The 17,289-nt window shown below is 43.9% G+C and carries 19 protein-coding genes; 10 read left to right on the forward strand and 9 right to left on the reverse strand.

Annotated features, from left to right (window positions below):
• The first annotated feature begins 262 nt into the window (after positions 1-262).
• From ATB74_RS04425 to ATB74_RS04440, 4 genes are all read left to right on the forward strand, one after another.
• Complete coding sequence (locus tag ATB74_RS04425) at positions 263-943, forward strand: spondin domain-containing protein (protein ID WP_061016807.1); 681 nt, start codon at positions 263-265, stop codon at positions 941-943.
• Positions 944-952: 9 nt separating this feature from the next.
• The gene (locus tag ATB74_RS04430; RefSeq protein WP_061016809.1) at positions 953-1,633 is read left to right on the forward strand and encodes a spondin domain-containing protein; all 681 of its coding nucleotides are present in this window, start codon (positions 953-955) and stop codon (positions 1,631-1,633) included.
• 81 nt (positions 1,634-1,714) lie between these two features.
• The gene (locus ATB74_RS04435) at positions 1,715-2,446 is read left to right on the forward strand and encodes a response regulator transcription factor (protein ID WP_061016812.1); all 732 of its coding nucleotides are present in this window, start codon (positions 1,715-1,717) and stop codon (positions 2,444-2,446) included.
• A 68-nt stretch (positions 2,447-2,514) separates the two neighbouring features.
• Positions 2,515-3,888, forward strand: a complete 1,374-nt coding sequence (locus tag ATB74_RS04440) for a sensor histidine kinase (RefSeq protein WP_061016813.1) — start codon at positions 2,515-2,517, stop codon at positions 3,886-3,888.
• A gap of 49 nt (positions 3,889-3,937) precedes the next feature.
• On the opposite strand, the gene ATB74_RS04445 is transcribed toward ATB74_RS04440, so the two are convergent.
• Positions 3,938-4,402: a hypothetical protein gene (locus ATB74_RS04445; RefSeq protein ID WP_061016815.1), complete on the reverse strand. Its 465-nt coding sequence runs from the start codon at positions 4,400-4,402 to the stop codon at positions 3,938-3,940.
• Positions 4,403-4,559: 157 nt separating this feature from the next.
• Positions 4,560-5,489: a DMT family transporter gene (locus ATB74_RS04450; protein WP_061016817.1), complete on the reverse strand. Its 930-nt coding sequence runs from the start codon at positions 5,487-5,489 to the stop codon at positions 4,560-4,562.
• Positions 5,490-5,638: 149 nt separating this feature from the next.
• On the opposite strand from ATB74_RS04450, the gene ATB74_RS04455 reads away from it, so the two are divergent.
• The gene (locus ATB74_RS04455) at positions 5,639-6,097 is read left to right on the forward strand and encodes an Lrp/AsnC family transcriptional regulator (protein WP_048660071.1); all 459 of its coding nucleotides are present in this window, start codon (positions 5,639-5,641) and stop codon (positions 6,095-6,097) included.
• Positions 6,098-6,266: 169 nt separating this feature from the next.
• Here the strand turns inward: ATB74_RS04455 and ATB74_RS04460 are convergent, their stop codons facing one another.
• Both ATB74_RS04460 and ATB74_RS04465 read right to left on the reverse strand, forming a co-directional pair.
• Entirely contained in the window at positions 6,267-6,509 is a 243-nt protein-coding gene (locus tag ATB74_RS04460) for a hypothetical protein (RefSeq protein WP_061016819.1), read from the reverse strand.
• Positions 6,510-6,777: 268 nt separating this feature from the next.
• The gene (locus ATB74_RS04465; protein ID WP_061016821.1) at positions 6,778-7,353 is read right to left on the reverse strand and encodes a hypothetical protein; all 576 of its coding nucleotides are present in this window, start codon (positions 7,351-7,353) and stop codon (positions 6,778-6,780) included.
• A gap of 96 nt (positions 7,354-7,449) precedes the next feature.
• On the opposite strand from ATB74_RS04465, the gene ATB74_RS04470 reads away from it, so the two are divergent.
• The 5 genes from ATB74_RS04470 to phaC all read left to right on the forward strand — a co-directional run bounded on the left by ATB74_RS04470 (position 7,450) and on the right by phaC (position 13,022).
• A complete protein-coding gene (locus ATB74_RS04470) occupies positions 7,450-8,130 on the forward strand; it encodes an SH3 domain-containing protein (RefSeq protein WP_061016823.1) in 681 nt (226 codons plus the stop codon).
• Between the two features lie 531 nt (positions 8,131-8,661).
• Positions 8,662-9,402 (forward strand): SDR family oxidoreductase, encoded by a 741-nt coding sequence (locus tag ATB74_RS04475; protein ID WP_061016825.1) that lies wholly within the window; start codon positions 8,662-8,664, stop codon positions 9,400-9,402.
• A 26-nt stretch (positions 9,403-9,428) separates the two neighbouring features.
• On the forward strand, positions 9,429-10,640 hold the full coding sequence (locus tag ATB74_RS04480; protein WP_061016827.1) for an acetyl-CoA C-acetyltransferase: 1,212 nt from the start codon (positions 9,429-9,431) through the stop codon (positions 10,638-10,640).
• Between the two features lie 132 nt (positions 10,641-10,772).
• Positions 10,773-11,120: a phasin family protein gene (locus tag ATB74_RS04485; RefSeq protein WP_048660075.1), complete on the forward strand. Its 348-nt coding sequence runs from the start codon at positions 10,773-10,775 to the stop codon at positions 11,118-11,120.
• A 75-nt stretch (positions 11,121-11,195) separates the two neighbouring features.
• Positions 11,196-13,022: a class I poly(R)-hydroxyalkanoic acid synthase gene (gene phaC, locus ATB74_RS04490; protein WP_061016829.1), complete on the forward strand. Its 1,827-nt coding sequence runs from the start codon at positions 11,196-11,198 to the stop codon at positions 13,020-13,022.
• A 127-nt stretch (positions 13,023-13,149) separates the two neighbouring features.
• Here phaC and ATB74_RS23665 read toward each other — a convergent pair whose 3' ends face one another.
• The 5 genes from ATB74_RS23665 to ATB74_RS04510 form a co-directional block, all read right to left on the reverse strand.
• Positions 13,150-13,287 (reverse strand): TIGR02808 family protein, encoded by a 138-nt coding sequence (locus tag ATB74_RS23665; protein WP_081090057.1) that lies wholly within the window; start codon positions 13,285-13,287, stop codon positions 13,150-13,152.
• A gap of 11 nt (positions 13,288-13,298) precedes the next feature.
• A complete protein-coding gene (locus ATB74_RS04495; RefSeq protein ID WP_179946890.1) occupies positions 13,299-13,880 on the reverse strand; it encodes a NapC/NirT family cytochrome c in 582 nt (193 codons plus the stop codon).
• A 29-nt stretch (positions 13,881-13,909) separates the two neighbouring features.
• The gene (locus ATB74_RS04500; protein WP_010430099.1) at positions 13,910-14,365 is read right to left on the reverse strand and encodes a nitrate reductase cytochrome c-type subunit; all 456 of its coding nucleotides are present in this window, start codon (positions 14,363-14,365) and stop codon (positions 13,910-13,912) included.
• A gap of 125 nt (positions 14,366-14,490) precedes the next feature.
• Positions 14,491-16,980 carry a periplasmic nitrate reductase subunit alpha gene (napA, locus tag ATB74_RS04505; protein WP_061016831.1) on the reverse strand — a complete coding sequence of 830 codons (2,490 nt, stop codon included), beginning with the start codon at positions 16,978-16,980 and terminating at the stop codon, positions 14,491-14,493.
• Positions 16,977-17,282, reverse strand: a complete 306-nt coding sequence (locus ATB74_RS04510) for a chaperone NapD (protein ID WP_060981227.1) — start codon at positions 17,280-17,282, stop codon at positions 16,977-16,979. Before ATB74_RS04510 ends, napA begins: the two co-directional genes overlap by 4 nt.
• Between the last annotated feature and the right edge of the window lie 7 nt (positions 17,283-17,289).

The following is a 17,289-nucleotide window of genomic DNA, read 5'->3' on the forward strand; positions in this document are numbered from 1 at the left end:
CCTTCTTTTGTCCTCCTTCCTACGCAAATGATGAATTGATAGTTTTCGTTTAAATATAAGTACCTTATCGCTACTTTTATTGGCAGTAAGAAGTTTGGATAAACTTGTGAGAGTTTTATGAGAATTCAATGAAGTTGCTGATAGATTTGATCGCCATTCTTAGAGTCAACAACACCACAGTTCGTGGCTGACATAGATAACACGTATTTCGATGTTATTGATTTGCCGGTCACGAAAGGACTCGATAAAGGATGGAATCAAAATGAATAAACGTACTCAAATCAGCTTAGTGATCAGCTCGGCTATGCTGGCCTTCGGAGCGGCTCAAGTTCAGGCTACTGAGCTTGAAGTCACTGTCACTAATGCAACTAAAGGGATCTACTTTACGCCTATCTTAGCGGCGGCTCATGACTCAAGCTTGTTCATGTTTAGAACGGGGGAAGCTGCTTCTACGGAACTAGAGTCCATGGCCGAAGGTGGCGATATTTCAGGTTTATCTGGTGTCATTGCTAACGCGGGAGGCGTGGTGGTTGAGAATCCAGCGGCCGGAATCCTCAATCCGGGCGTCGCAACTACGTTTGATATCAGTACTGGAGATTTAGAGTACCTATCATTGGGTGCCATGTTGCTGCCGACAAACGACGGTTTTGTTGGTCTAGATAGCTGGAAAATCCCAACTCAAGCGGGCACCTACAAAGCGACTCTAAATGGTTATGACGCGGGTACAGAAGCCAATGATGAGTTGGCGGGCAGCATGCCGAACCCTCCATTCATTACCTTTGGCGTTGGCGGTACAGGTGTAGAAACTGCGGTATCCAATACTAAGGTTCATATTCATCCGGGTAACATTGGTGATAGTGACGCAGCGGGCGGTATCAGTGACCTCGATAGCAGCCATCGTTGGTTAAACCCTGTTGCAACTATCACCATTGTTGTGAAGTAAGGGGGATGTATGAAAGCTAGAATTCTATTTATCGCTGCATCGGTAGCTGTTTTGGCCGGTTGTCCGGACGATGACGATGATTACTATCGATATGATGTGAGTGTTACTAATCTAACACCTAATCAACCAATGTCACCACTCGCGGTGTTAACTCATAATACGAATTTTGACCTGTTTGAAGTTGGGCAAAGTGCTTCTGTCGATCTTGAATACTTGGCGGAAGGTGGCAGTAATGCACAATTGCTTGCGCTCAGTGACAGTGACGCCAATGTTTATCAAGGCATCTCAGGCAATGGGCTGATTCTTTCAGGTGAGCAAGACACGGTGTCTATTCGTGTCGACCCAAATCAAGAAGGGTATATTTCTGTTGCTTCCATGTTGGTGAACACCAATGATGCGTTTGTCGGCGAATCCGGTTTATCACTCAAGTCATTAGCGGTGGGTGATACCTTCGTGATGAACATGAATGTTTGGGATTCGGGAACTGAGCTGAACGATGAGCTTGCTGCAACCATTCCGGGACCAGCAGGCGGTGGGGAGGGTTTTAATACCACACGAGACGACACCGATGTAGTGAGTTTCCACTCTGGCGTAATCAGCCAAGATGACGGCCTTACGACTTCTACTTTAAGTGCAAATCATCGTTTCCTTAACCCCGGTGCAAGAATCACCATTACTCGAACTGAGTAACAGGTTGAAAGCAAGATGAAATAATTCCTGCTCTGTTCCGGTCAATTGAAAGGTGGGCAGACTCAGAACAGAGCAGGGATCATGAATAGTGCTGCGGTAAATTTGATGGCAAACATATTGTTGGTTGAAGACGATGATGACTTGGCTGAGCTGGTGCAGATGCATCTTAAGTTCCAAGGCCATAACGTAATCAGAACCAATGTGATTGAAAAAGCTCAGGCGTTCTATAAAGATGGTCATTTTGATTTGATCGTACTGGATCGTGGCTTACCAGACGGTGACGGACTCGATTTTTGTCGAATGTTACGTCAGCAAGAAGATTGGACGCCAGTACTCATGCTCACGGCAAGGGATACTGAGCTCGACAAGGTGTCAGGCTTAGAAGCAGGCGTTGATGACTACATAACGAAGCCTTTCAGCGTGCTCGAGTTTCAAGCCCGCGTGAGGAACGTGCTGCGTCGTTTAAGTCATTCTGAATCAGCAGTGAAAGATACACTATCAACAGAGTCCATAATGAGTTTTGGCGGGCTTACTATCCAACCTGAGCGTCATCAGGTGTCACTCAATAACCAAGACGTACCGCTGACTGCTACCGAGTTTACCTTACTTCATTTCTTAGCAACCCGTCCGGGACGTGTGTATAGCAAAGACGAGCTGCTCGATCATGTTTGGAATACTCATCACTCTGGCTATCACCATACCGTGTGTAGCACAGTCAACCGTCTAAGAACCAAGCTTGCGATGCCGAATAGTGATGATGATTTCATTAAAACCGTTTGGGGTGTTGGCTATAAGTTTGAGTCAAAAGCCTAGGTCTATGTGTCGCGTCCTAAGCTTACTTAAAGGCCAGTAAGACCTATACGAGCCATTGAGGAGAGAACATGAGTTTCAAATCGCGTTTAGTGCTGTTCACCAGTTTGTGGTTTCTGCTCGTGAGTGTGGTGATTGCTTACACCTATCATTGGCAAAAAGAGACCATAGAACAAAGAACTAAGCAGAGCTTACACAAAGAGCTCGCGGTTCATATGCGCGATGATAATCCTCTGATGATTGGTACTGACTACAACCCTAAAGCGCTCAAATCCATATTCCACACCTTGATGTTAATAGGGCCAGATTTCGATATCTATTTCCTCGACAGTCAGGGCAAAATTACGACTCATGCTGCGCCAGAAGGCACTGTGTTAGCCAACCAGATAGACTTAGCCCCCATTCAACAGTTTTTAAACGACGAACCTTATCCCATTCTTGGGGACGATCCGATCAATCCGGGATCTCGCAAGGTGTTTTCCGTGGCAGCGATAGAAGAGCTAGGTTCTACCGTTGGGTATCTATACGTGTTAATTGGCAGTAATCGTCACACCGTGATTGCCAATTCTCAGGTCGACACGCCATACATCGCGCTAGCGGGGCTCATGCTGATCTCGATCTTAGGTTTTGCGGTTGGGGCTTATCTGTTGGTCAAACGTAGCCTGTTAAACCCAATAGAAGCAGTAACCAACAAGCTGCAACAGCAAGCAGAGCAAGATTTTCGATTGGATCCGAACTTCATTCATCAAGTACCAGAATTGGTGCCGATTGCGCGCTCGTATCAACTGATGGCGAAGCACATTCAACAGCAATTTTTGCAACTTGAATATCAGTCGTCACATCGCAGACAAAGCTTATTGCAGCTCAGCCATGATTTGAAAACGCCATTGTCGAGTGTGTTGGGTTATCTAGAAACATGGAAGATTCAAAACCCGCAATCAGACCCGCTAATTGACGTGGCTTACCGTAATGGCAATAAGTTGTCTGAACAGCTCCATTCGCTGCTAGATAGCGCCAAGAATGATAACCCGGTACCTACATATCAATACGCTTCAATCGATTTTAATGGGCTGATGAGCGAATGTTTAGAAACGATACAAAGCCAGTATCGCCATAAAAATGTTGAGTTGAACGTTAATATGCCTAATGGAGTTAAGGCTGTGGGTGATGGTGATCTGCTTGAGAGGCTGATTTTGAATCTATTAGATAATGCATTGAGGCATAGCCCAAGTGGAACCGTGGTGTCGTTAGATGTTGGTTTTGAAGCGGATTCCAAACGGGTGAAGGTGGTGATTCATAATGAGGTCGAACAGGAAGCACCGAACGGTTCGTTAGGCATTGGCACTAAAATCGCGCAGTCGATACTGATGTTACATCACAGCGTGCTAGAAACAACAAAGGCAGAGAACTCTTTTCAGCAAAGCTTTTACTTGCCTTCTGTATAGCCCAGTCTGCCTTCGGTTTAGCTTGATGTGTACTTACGTAGAAGGAACGTTAAGCGTCTTTAGTGCCTTCGTTGCCTTCGTTCACTTTCGCGTAGAAGTGAAGCAGCTCAGTTAATTCTTTAACCCAGCCAAACGCATCTTTAGGTGCGTTTTTTAAGATTTTCTCAACTTTCTCACAGTGCACTTCGATTGCGATTGCTTCTTCAAGGTTGAAAGAAATTGAGTAGAAGTGCCAAAGCAGTAGGCGAGTCATACGCTCGATGTTCTGTTGCGAGTTATCCGACTCAGAGAAGGCTAAGTTCACTTCACCAAGCGCGATAGCGGTCATTCGAAGCATGGCGTCAAATTTCGCCGATTGCATGCGTTCTTCGCTGGTGACTTCTTCTTGCTCGAACGTAAACAATTCCGTCATTGCATCTTCAGGAACAAGGCGATGAATCATTCTTAAACTAAATTCTTCTAGTTCATGGCGAGGCATGGTGATTAAGCAATTTAAGGTGTAGTCGCGTTGCATGGTGTTCTCTTGGATCTGCAAAAAGGTCGGATAGTTTAATGGAGAAGCGAGCTTAGAAAAAGCAGATTTTGGATAAGCCTACGTTGGCAGGCTTATCTGTGTACTACAAGCCCTAAATCGATGCTTAGGGGAACTGTATTTAGGTTTGAACGCAGTATCAGGTTTTGCTATGGCTTGGCGGTTGGTACTGCATCGACTGGTCGTTTTTCATGAAAATGTTACTCGCGACCAAACTGCCAATACAAATCGAACCAAGGGCGAGCCAAGTCATCGCATCGGGAATCTCGTTAAACAGTGGGATCGCCAACAAAGTCGCAACGGCGGGTGTTGCACTGCCAAAAGCGGCAGAACGCTCAGCCCCTAAGGTATTAACCGCATAAAGGTAAGTGAACGCCGCTATTAAACCCGCCCCAACGCCTTGCACTGCTGAATGAACGGCAAGCTCTGTGTAGGGCCAATTAGCGATCGGTGTGTCCATTAGGTGGCTAGGGAGGGCGCCAGTCAGGATTAGGGCGAGTAACAGCAAAGTAGAACAGAGAGAAATAAAACCGGCACTGACTAACGCATTAAGATTAGCGACACGGGCTGAGATGGTAAAAGTCGCCCACATTAAGCTTCCGCATAAAAACAACAAATGGCCTTTGGTATATTCAAAGTTGAAGCTGCTTAAGCTACTCCCCAAAAACAACAGTATGCCGAGCAAAACCAGACCTAAACCTACAACACGGTGTCGGCTGAGTGGCTGCTTAAAAAAGAGTACTGCAATTCCTGTGACGAACAGCGGAAGTGTCCCCGGAACTAACGCACTGCCATGTGATACGGGAACAAACTGCATCGCCGTTCCGGCAACAAGTAGATAGGGCAATCCGCTACCCACAAACATACCCGTTAGATATCGTTTAGGGATGACTGCAATGGCGCTGCGTGCTTTCCACATCAAAGGTAATAGCACCAAAGCCGGTATGATAAATCTTGTGAGAGCGATATCTGCAGGTGTTAAATCTGAATTTGCGCCGCCTTTAAGAGAAAGAAAAAAGCTCGCCCAAATGAGTAGGGTGACTGTAATAGATAAGTAGCCAAGATTCATAATATAAAAGGAAAGTGGGTAATGACTTATTATGGGGTAGTTGGTGTGCCACAGGTTGGCAAAGTTTGGTCTAACTTGAGTTGTTATTAATGATTTCTGCTAACATGTATAAAATAATTAACGGATTTAACTAATATTTGGTATTTGCTATGGATAGAATTGATAGACATCTTCTTGAACTGCTACAAAAAGATGGCAGGTTAACCACGGCTGAACTTGCTGATGAAGTGGGTTTATCACCTTCTCCTTGTGCAAGGCGAGTCAAAAGGCTAGAAGAAAAGGGCATTATTGATGGTTATCGTGTGAGCTTGTCACGAGAACAGGTTGGCATCGCAATGAGTGTGTTTGTTGAGGTGAGCCTAAATAATCACCAAGAAGTGTCGATTGATAAGTTTGAAGGGGCTGTTGTAGAGATGGAAGAGGTTATCAGTTGCCACGTTGTATCTGGGGCATATGATTACCTCTTGGAAGTGGTTAGCCCAAACTTGATGGCCTACGAGGCGTTTACAAGAAAACTTCAAAGGCTCTCTAACGTGAAAGACATTCATACTCACCTTGCGATAAGACAAGTAAAAGGCAATGCGCCACTGCCAATTTATACCGATTAAGCCAAAATTAGAGAAGCGACACGACGGCTGAATGAGCTGAAAACGAAATGGTTTGATCTTTAAAGAAGAGCGCGAAAGTTACCAAAAATCTCTCACAGGATGACAAACTCACGGCAATAAAAAACGGAGCACCTCATGAAAGGTACTCCGTATATGATAGGTGCAAAACTTAGTGATACTTAAAGTTAGAGATTGAACAATCCCCTGTTTGTGCATTAATTCTGAATGAAAAAGCATGTGAATGATAATCCACACCGTCATTCCAAATTGTCTCTCCAAATATCCTACATAGCTCTAGCTCACTTACTGAACCGAACTCTTCCATGTGTTTAGCTACAGATAAAAGTTTACCTCTTATCTCTGCAGTCCATTCCGTGTTACTCAAGCAGTTGAAAGCCATAGTCTTTTGCATATTACCTAGCCAAAATGTTTCTTGTTATTAAGTTATATGAAGATTCATGATAACAATTTTCTGGCGTTTGTAAATCTATTTTGTGATGAATATCTCACATACTCGCTTGCATTGGTCGGAAATTGAACTTCATTGTTGATAGTTAGCACATTAGTTTTACAACTTATTGATAAAGCTTTGATTAGCGAGCTCTTAGAATATTATGAATCGGGTAGAGCATATTTATCGGGAAAGTCCAGTCGAACAGTGAGGTGATCTAATGGCTTCTTCAGTTTGATACATCGCTTACCGGTTGGTTTGTGTGGCGTGCTTCATCAATCATCGTAGCTTCTCTGCGGTATATTGAAGACAGCTGCCGGAATTTTTCACTGAGTGTATGGAGATCTCGGGAAAGTGATTGTGAGCTTTGTACGTGCACCTGCGCACTTTCTGTTTGTCTCGGTAGTTTTGCTCTAGCACAATGTTTAGCGACGGCTTGCCAAGAATGTGTGAGAGACTCAGCCCCATCTAACTCGGTAGACACAACGTATGCCTGTTTTAATAGAACCTCAGAAACATCGTAAGCGGTATTCATATGACTATTGAGCTGTACATTAAACCTTTGTTCGTACTTTGCCCAAAGTTCAATGATCTGCTTTTTGGTGAAATGTTTGGATAACAGCGTTTGTGACTTGTAGGTTGAGAGAACTTGGTTGAATTCTTTGGTGTATTGGTTGTAACGTCCTTCAAATGAGAGCTGGCGATCCAACAGTATTTGCCAGTTTTCACTGCTACATTGGTTTGCTAGCACGATATTAGTACTCAAAGGTACACACACAATGATAACTTTCACCCAAAAACTCATGACTTTCCTCTACTTACCGCGTTCTCTATATAGAGTATAGATGAGCAGCAGCATGAGTTGATGTACACTTGAGGCATACCTGAAACGGAAGAGCTGGTGGATTTGATGAAAAAAGCGCTGATCGCTTTACTTGTGTTGTTAATATTGGGCGGAGGAGGAGCTGCGTATTACTTCTTGGTCATGAATAAAGCCCCGATTCCACCGGAGAAAATGGAAGAGCCAGCTGTAGAAGTTACTCAGCAGCCAGAATCTGACCTTGTACCCATCATGGATCTTCAGCCTGAACCAGAGCAGACGGAATTTTACGTTTTGGATAGAAAGCTTGAAGTGGTAGAGCAGCCTGAAATTGATGGGTTGATAACAGATTATCTCTACAAAGGTGAAAAGGTCGAAGTGTTAGAGAAACAAGGCGAATGGGCTCGTATCTCTGATTATATTGTTCTCAAAGAAGGTGGCCCGCAGACCGCTGAATGGGTGTCTATGTCAGGTCTATCTAATGATGAAGTGATTATCTCAGAAAAAGAAAGCAAAGAGATATTAGATTCCTATTTGGTTAAGTCTGATGACCTCAAGATCTATCAAGAGAAATTCCGTAATTCAGTGGCTAAACTGATCTCTGAAGGGGAGTGTGCCCCAAGTGATTTTGAAGAACTCGGCGGATGGGTGAAATCGGTTAAGTATAGCAATCGAGATGTTTATTTTATTTATTGTGGCGGGTTGTCCCTTGAAAACAAAATTTATCTTGATGTAAATACAAATGAAATATTTACGAAGTAGCACCCCACGCTCTATTTATTAATAATTTTTACTTAAGCCCACTCATAGATTGAGTGGGCTTTTTTTTGCCTATCCATAATGTTCAGTTTTCCAATCCAGAACGTTAATCATATTGAAGTTTATATAGAATGATAAGGAACCATTTATTAATGGATAATAAGAGTTTTATTATTATTTCCATGATCAATCGTTTCAAATTCTCACTTTGCATTCTTCTTGAAACAAGCTAAAAAATATAGGTTTATCTCCTATTAACAATGACTTATCTACTTGATGATAAAGTTAAAAGTAAATAAACCCTATTGTTATCAGTATCTTGCGTTGATTTACATGTTCGCAACATTTCATTGATTTTGAGAGAGAAGTCAAGTTTTTAATCATAAGATATAAATATTTCCCATTTGTAATAATATTTTTTGATTTTGAGTTGTAGGGTTTAATTAAAGCAAAACGTAAAGTTTAATTATCAACTAAGACATTATCTTATTAACATCATTGTTATTTAATTGCTTGTAAGGGATGGAACCATTAATGAAAAAGCTTGCTTTAATTACAGGGTCAAAAGGCGGTATCGGCTCAGCAATTTCCTCTAAATTAGTTGCAGACGGTTATCGTGTCATCGCGACTTATTTTACTGGAAACTACCAATGTGCATTGGATTGGTTTAACGAAAAACAATTCACCGAAGATCAAGTGAGATTGTTTGAATTAGATGTTACCAATACTGCGGAATGTGCGCTGAGCTTAAGCAAGTTGTTAGAAGAAGAAGGCACTGTGGATGTGCTGGTCAACAACGCGGGTATTACACGTGATAGCGTCTTTAAAAAGATGGATGCAGAAGCGTGGAAAGAGGTTATCGAAACGAACTTAAACAGTTTGTTCAACGTGACTCAACCTTTGTTCGCTCCTATGTGTGAAAAGGGTAACTGCCGAGTCATTAATATCTCTTCCGTCAATGGTCTTAAAGGTCAATTCGGACAAACTAACTACTCGGCAGCGAAAGCTGGAATGATTGGTTTCTCTAAAGCTTTGGCTGCGGAAGGCGCTCGTAGCGGCGTAACCGTGAACGTGATTGCCCCTGGCTACACAGCAACCCCTATGGTTGAGCAAATGAAGCCTGAAGTACTGGATTCGATCAAGAACCAAATCCCGATGAAACGCTTAGCGACACCTGTTGAAATTGCAGCCGCAGTGGGCTTCTTAGCGGGTGAATCTGGCGCGTACATTACAGGCGAGACATTGTCTGTGAATGGCGGCTTGTACATGCACTAATTGGCAAAACTGAAGGGATTGGAATGATGGAAAAAGTATTTATTGTTGCGGCTAAGCGCACTCCTATTGGTGCATTTACCGGGTCGCTAAAAAACATATCCGCTGGCGAGCTGGCTGGCGTTGCGATCAAAGGTGCACTTGAGTCTGTCGATCTTTCGTTGGATGCGATTGATGAAGTGATTGTCGGCAACGTGATTTCGGCAGGCCAAGGCATGGGGATTGCGCGTCAGGCTTCCATCTATGCGGGGCTTCCTGAGGAAACGCCTGCATATGGCGTGAACATGATTTGCGGTAGCGGCATGAAATCAGTGATGGACGCAGCGGCGCACATCAAAGCACAAGATGCTGAAGTGGTTATTGCTGCTGGCGTTGAAGTGATGTCCCAAATTCCTTTTGTGGTTCCAGCGAGCGTTCGTAATGGTCACAAAATGGGTGACATCTCAATGAAAGACTTACTGGTTGGTGATGGCTTAACCGATGCGTTTAATCACTACCACATGGGCATGACCGCTGAAAATATCGCGAATACGTTGAATATTTCTCGCCTTGCTCAAGATAACTATGCCCTTGAAAGCCAACAGAAAGCAGTCGCGGCGATTGAAGCCGGTAAGTTTAACAAGCAAATCGTGCCTGTAGAAGTTAAGCAGCGTCGACAAACTGTCACTTTTGATACCGATGAGTACCCGAAGTCAGATGCAACCTTCGAAGGTCTACAAAAGCTTCGTCCTGCCTTTGACCGTGAAGGAACAGTCACGGCTGGTAACGCTTCGGGCATCAATGATGGCGCGAGTGCAATCATCTTAGCGTCTGAATCGGCGGTAGCGAAACATGGTCTAACACCTTTAGTGGAACTGACCAGTTACGCACAGTCTGGTCTGGACCCAAAGATCATGGGTTTAGGACCCGTAGAAGCTGTTTCGAAAACGCTTGATAAGGCGAATCTAACTCTAGAAGAAGTAGATTTGTTTGAATTGAATGAAGCGTTTGCAGCTCAAGCTCTTGGCGTGATGTACCAATTGTCAGAGCAGCATGATTTACCGCTTGATGCGTTCAAGCCAAAGGTCAACGTCAATGGTGGTGCAATCGCGCTTGGCCATCCTTTAGGTGCTTCAGGCAATCGAATTATTGTTTCACTCATCCATGAAATGCTTGAACAGAAAACGACTTATGGCGTTGCTTCGCTCTGTGTGGGTGGAGGAATGGGAACCGCTGTTTTGCTAAAAGGTATGGAAGGTTAGAACCTGACATATCGGTGGCAAGCTTAAAAAGATCGATTCAGCTTTGCAAAGCATCGTGAGTTAGTCGATGAGCGTCGGCTGAATTGATAGTGACACAAATTTATTAAACTATGTATTCATCAGGAGTTATTTATGTACACGGATATTTTCAAAACAATTACTGACCAAACTGAAAAGCAATTTGAACCGTACTTAAAGTTCAACAAGTTGGTTGCAAAGAACGTCCAAACGATGACAGAGCTGCAAATGAATGCGATGCAGACTTACACGGACATGGGTCTTGCGCAAATGAAGGCAGTGACTGAAATCAAAGACGTGACTAGCCTAACGGCTTTCAACAGCCAGCAACTAGCAGCGCTAACTCAGCTGTCTCAACAGATGATGAGTGACAGTGCTAAGCTTCAAGCTGCGGCAAAAGAGTTCAAAGAAGATGTTGAAACACTAACGACTGAAAACTTGAAAACAGTTACACCTGCATAAATAAAATCGCCATCGAGTTAGCAATGTGTTTACTGTGAGGCTCGGTGGCGATTTTCCGATTATTGGAGTCATGTTATGTTTCAACACTTCTTTTCGGACTACCTTGTTAAACTTCAACAAACAAACCAGCAATGGTGGGAAAGCTTTGAACAAAACAAGGAAGCCGCGCAATCTCCCCTCAATCAAGCGATGCAAGAATTGAACTTTGATGATGCATCAAAAATCTTCGAACAAGCCGCCAACCAGCCCGCAGTTCTACTTCAGCTACAATCTCAATGGTGGGAACAGCAACTTAAGATCTGGCAGAATGCCGCGCTGATGGGCAACACCGAAAGTGTTATTTCTGAAGATCGCAGCGATAAGCGCTTTATTGATGAAGCTTGGAAAAACGACCCGTTCTACAGCTTTATCAAGCAATCCTATTTGTTATTCAGTAAAAGCTATATTGATACCATCAACTCTATCGAAGGTATTGACGATAAAACTAAAGAACGTGTTGCGTTCTTTTCGCGTCAGGCAATCAATGCACTGTCGCCAAGCAATTTTATTGCAACTAACCCAGAGTTGATGAAACTGACGCTTGAAAGAAATGGTGAAAACCTGCTTGATGGATTAGAGCAGTTACAAGCAGACGTTGAAGCGAGCGCCGATATCCTCAAGATCCGTATGACTAACAATAACGCTTTCCGATTAGGTGTTGATGTTGCTAACACCGAAGGTGATGTTGTCTTTCAAAACGAATTGTTTGAACTGATTCAATACTATCCTAAGACACCGCAGGTCAATGCGACGCCTTTGCTGATCGTCCCGCCATTCATCAACAAGTACTACATTCTTGACCTTCGTGAGAAGAACTCGATGGTGCGCTGGCTGCTAGAGCAAGGACATAGCGTATTCATGATGTCTTGGCGCAACCCAGGTGAAGCGCAGAAAGACTTAGAATTTGGCGACTATGTCACTGAAGGCGTAGCGAAAGCCGTGACGGCAATTGAAGACATCACAGGTAAAGAGCAAATCAACGCCGCAGGTTACTGCATTGGTGGCACTGTGCTCGCTTCAACTGTCGCTTATTACGCCGCAAAGCGTATGAAGAAACGCATTAAAACCGCGACTTTCTTTACGACCTTGTTAGACTTCTCTCAGCCGGGAGAGGTGGGTGCCTATATCAATGAAACGATCATCAACGCTATAGAGAAACAGAACGACGCTAAAGGTTTCATGGATGGTCGCTCATTAAGCGTGACATTCAGCTTGCTTCGTGAAAACAGCTTGTACTGGAACTACTACATCGATAACTATCTCAAGGGCAGCAGTCCAATGGAGTTTGACCTGCTGTATTGGAACAGTGATAGCACTAACGTTGCCTCTAAATGCCATAATTTCTTGCTGCGAGAGCTTTATCTTGAAAACAAACTGGTTAAAGACAAAGGTGTGAAAGTAGGCGGTGTTTGGATCGATTTGAATAAGATCAAGATACCAAGCTATTTCATCTCTGCGAAAGAAGACCATATTGCCTTGTGGCAGGGGACTTACCGCGGTGCACTGAATACCGGTGGTAACAAGACGTTTGTGCTTGGTGAATCAGGTCATATCGCAGGTATTGTTAATCATCCAGACAAGAAGAAGTACGGCTTTTGGCTCAACGATAACCTAGACGATTCTGCAGATGAGTGGCTATCGAACGCTACTCACAACGAAGGTTCATGGTGGACTCACTGGAATCAATGGCTTCAGGGTTTTGAAGCAGACGAGAAAATCGAACCGTTTAATCAAGGTTCTGAGCTACATCCTGTGATTGGCAAGGCGCCGGGTAACTACGTAAAACAGGTACTTCCTATCGTCGATAAAGAGAACGTTGATACAGAAGTTGCTAAGAAAGACGTACCGGAAAGTGAAGCTTAGAGTACGTATACGTATTTGAAAGTAAAAGTACAGAGCGTCAGATAATAAAAAAGCCACTAAATTCAGTGGCTTTTTCGCATCAACTTATCTAAAAAATAACTGACATAAGTAGACGTAATGTCGACTCTTAATCGACTTCTTTGTCTTTACCCATAGATAAAATCCAAAGAGATACGGCTGCAACACCTGCGAAACCGCCAAGTACGATAACTGGCATAGCGCTGTAACCTAGGATATGCCAAATGACATTTTCTAAAGTACTCATTTAATAGCTCCTTATTGCCAGCCTTCAACGCCATGCATGTCTGGTAGTTTATGTGCGATACCTTTGTGGCAATCTACACACGTTTTTTCACCAGAAGCCAATGCAGTCGAGTGCTGTTTCGCACTACGTGGGCTTTGTTCAGAGAAATCCATGTAGTCAAACTGGTGACAGTTACGACATTCAAGTGAATCGTTATTTTTTAGACGGTGCCACTCACGTTCAGCAAGGTGGGCACGACGCTCTTTAAATTTCTCTTCAGTACCGATGGTATCCAAAACGAAGTAAGCGAACAGTTCTTTTGATGCCTGTACTTTACGAACGATTTTATCTGACCATTCATGAGGTACGTGACAGTCTGAACAGATTGCACGAACGCCTGAACGGTTAGAGTAGTGAATGGTCTCTTGGATTTCAGCAACGATAGGTGCGTGACAGCCAGAACAGAATTCTTCTGTATTGGTTGCTTCCATACCCGTGTTGAATGCACCCCAGAACAAAAGACCGCCCGAGAAACCCAAGAATAAAACAACGCCTACCGCTGCTTTGCTTGGTGTCGCGAGTCTTTTCCAAAACGCTTTAAGTAATTTTATCATATATAGCCTCTCTTACAGTCCGGCTACGATTAACGCAGTGAATCTACAGGTTTGAACTCGTTCTCAACTAGTGGCTTGGCATTAGCTTGAGGTACGTGACACTGTAGACAGAAGTAACGACGAGGTGATACGTCTGCAAGTACCGCATCTTCACGGTTCATGTAGTGAGTTACACTCACTTTAGTCGCACCCATTTCTTTTGCGTTTTTCCAGCTGTGGCAAGAAAGACACTTGTTAGCGTTAAGAGAAACTTCATAGCTACGGATAGTATGAGGTACTAGAGGTGGTTGGTATACGTAGTCACTTTCAAGTACTTGGTCACGAGGGAACTTTTTGAAGTCATCTGCTGCACGAGTTGCTTCAAGTTCACTTGCACCACGTAGAGATTCTACGCCACCAATGCCGCCTGGGTTATCTAGCTCTGCTTGAGCTGCACCAGCTAGCAAAAGACCAGCTGATAGTAGGGCAGTAATCAGTTTTTTCATGGTTAATTTCTCCGCCTAAAGGCTAATTCTTTGAATGGACTACTTTTTCCAAAAAATCACGAAAAAAGTAGTCGCAATATTAAATACGTTAGATCTTGTATCTAGTTTCTAAAAGCATGTGGCTCTTAAGAAACTTTAGTGATCTTAACTGGACACTTCTTGTAGTCCGTCTGTTTAGACAGAGGATCCGTTGCATCCAAGATCAACTTGTTGATCAGAATTCTTGCATCAAAGAATGGTACGAATACCAAGCCTTGTGGTGGACGGTTACGACCACGAGTTTCAACACGAACGCGTACTTCACCACGTTTGTTTTCGATAAGAACTTCATCACCACGGCGAAGGCCACGAGCTTTAGCGTCGGCAGGGTGGATGTAACAAAGTGCATCCGGTACTGCTTTGTAAAGCTCTGGTACACGACGAGTCATAGTACCTGTATGCCAGTGCTCAAGAACACGGCCTGTACATAGCCACATATCGTATTCTTCGTTTGGTACTTCTGGTGGAGCTTCATATGGAGCATTGATGATCAGCGCTTTGCCATCTGGTTTTCCGTAGAAGTCCCAGCCAGAGCCTTTCTTAGCGTATGGATCTGAACCTTCTTTAAAGCGCCATAGTGTCTCTTTACCATCAACTACAGGCCAACGTAAGCCACGTACTTTGTGGTAAGTATCGTAAGGTGCTAAGTCGTGACCGTGGTCGCGACCAAATGCAGCGTACTCTTCGAATAGACCTTTTTGAACGTAGAAACCTTGTGCTTGTGCATCGTCGTTAAGCTCTTGAGCTTCTGACAGTGGGAATGCATCAACATTGCCGTTTTTGTAAAGCACGTCGTACATCGTTTTACCACGGTACTCAGGTGCTTTAGCAAGAAGCTCTTCGCCCCAAACTTCTTCAACAGTGAAGCGTTTAGAGAATTCCATGATTTGCCATAGGTCAGATTTCGCTTCACCTACCGTTTTAACTTGTTGGTACCAAGCTTGAGTACGACGTTCTGCGTTACCGTAAGCACCTTCTTTCTCAATCCACATTGCAGTAGGAAGGATAAGGTCAGCCGCTTGAGCTGTTGCGGTTGGGTACGGGTCAGAACATACAATGAAGTTGTCTGGGTTGCGGTAACCTGGCAGACGTTCAGTGTTGATGTTTGGACCAGCTTGCATGTTGTTGTTACACATTACCCAGTACGCGTTGATAGTACCGTCTTTTAACGCACGGTCTTGCGCAACAGCGTGTTTACCAGGTTTAGGTGGGATAGTGCCTTCTGGAAGTTTCCAGATGTCTTCAGCAATCTTACGGTGTTTAGGGTTAGCAACAACCATATCTGCAGGTAGACGGTGAGAGAACGTACCAACTTCACGAGCTGTACCACACGCAGATGGTTGGCCAGTTAGTGAGAATGGGCTATTACCAGGAGTAGAAATTTTACCTGTTAGAAGGTGGATGTTGTATACAAGGCTGTTCATCCACACGCCACGAGTATGTTGGTTCATACCCATAGTCCAAAGTGACATTACTTTGATGTTTGGATCCGCGTATTGCTTAGCCAGCTTAATAAGGTCATCTTGAGATACACCTGACATTTCAGACGCTTTTTCAACTGTGTATTCAGCAACAGAAGCTTTGTAGTCCTCGAAGCTAATATCAGTCATTTTACCTGAGTTAGGGTTCGCAGCTGCTTTCTGTAGCGGATCATCGTCACGCAGGCCGTAACCGATATCAGTCGTTGCTTGTTTGAAGTGTGTGTGCTTATTTACGAAGTCCCAGTTAACTGCATCGTTTTGAATGATGTAGTTTGCTACGAAGTTCGCAATTGCAAGGTCAGACTGAGGGTTGAAGATGTAACCAGTGTCAGCAAGCTCGAAAGAACGGTGGTAGTAAGTAGACAGTACGTTTACTTTAACGTGTGGGTGGCTTAGACGACGGTCTGTAATACGAGTCCATAGTACTGGGTGCATCTCTGCCATGTTTGAACCCCACAGTACGAATGCGTCTGCGTGTTCAAAGTCATCGTAACAACCCATTGGTTCATCAATACCGAAAGTACGCATGAATGCGCCTACCGCTGAAGCCATACAGTGACGAGCGTTTGGATCGATGTTGTTTGAACGGAAACCCGCTTTCATCAACTTAACTGCTGCGTAACCTTCCATTACTGTCCACTGGCCTGAACCGAACATACCAACACCAGTTGGACCGTTCTTTTTCAGTGAAGCTTTCCATTTCTCTGCCATTACGTCGAAAGCTTTATCCCAAGATACAGGCGCAAAATCACCATCTTTATGGAACTCACCATCTTTCATACGAAGAAGAGGAGTCTCAAGACGGTCTTTACCGTACATGATTTTTGAAAGGAAGTAGCCTTTAATACAGTTAAGGCCCTTGTTTACAGGTGCTTCTGGGTCGCCTTGAGTAGCAACCACTTTACCGTTTTGAGTACCTACTAGTACCGAACAGCCCGTACCACAAAAACGACAAGGCGCTTTATCCCACGTGATTTTTGTTTGATCAGAGCTAGCAATCAGGTTGGTTGCTGTTGCTGGTAGAGATACACCTGCAACGGCTGCCGCTGATGCAGCTGCGTTTGCTTTCACAAACGCACGTCTTGTCATTTTCATACTTCACCCTCAAGTTGAGAATTGTTGCTTCCAGTTTCTAAATCCGTTTCGTCTAGTCCAGTCTCGATTTGGTGGTAAACCAAAGCTGTCCCTAAAACGTTCGTAATATTATTAATTTCTTCGATGGTGTCCGTTACAAAACCTTGGTTTTCGGTTTCTAGAACCACTATGATTTTGCCTTCAGGACTGCTGCCGTAAATCTCTGCATTATCGAATTTCTCGATTTGTGCTTTGATCTCGTCTAGATGCTCTGGGCTCACATGAACGACTAAACTTGATATATGCACTTCATTTAGTGCCATAAATTGC

The sequence above is a fragment of the Vibrio splendidus genome (genome assembly GCF_001557875.1).
Classification (GTDB): domain Bacteria; phylum Pseudomonadota; class Gammaproteobacteria; order Enterobacterales; family Vibrionaceae; genus Vibrio; species Vibrio splendidus_F.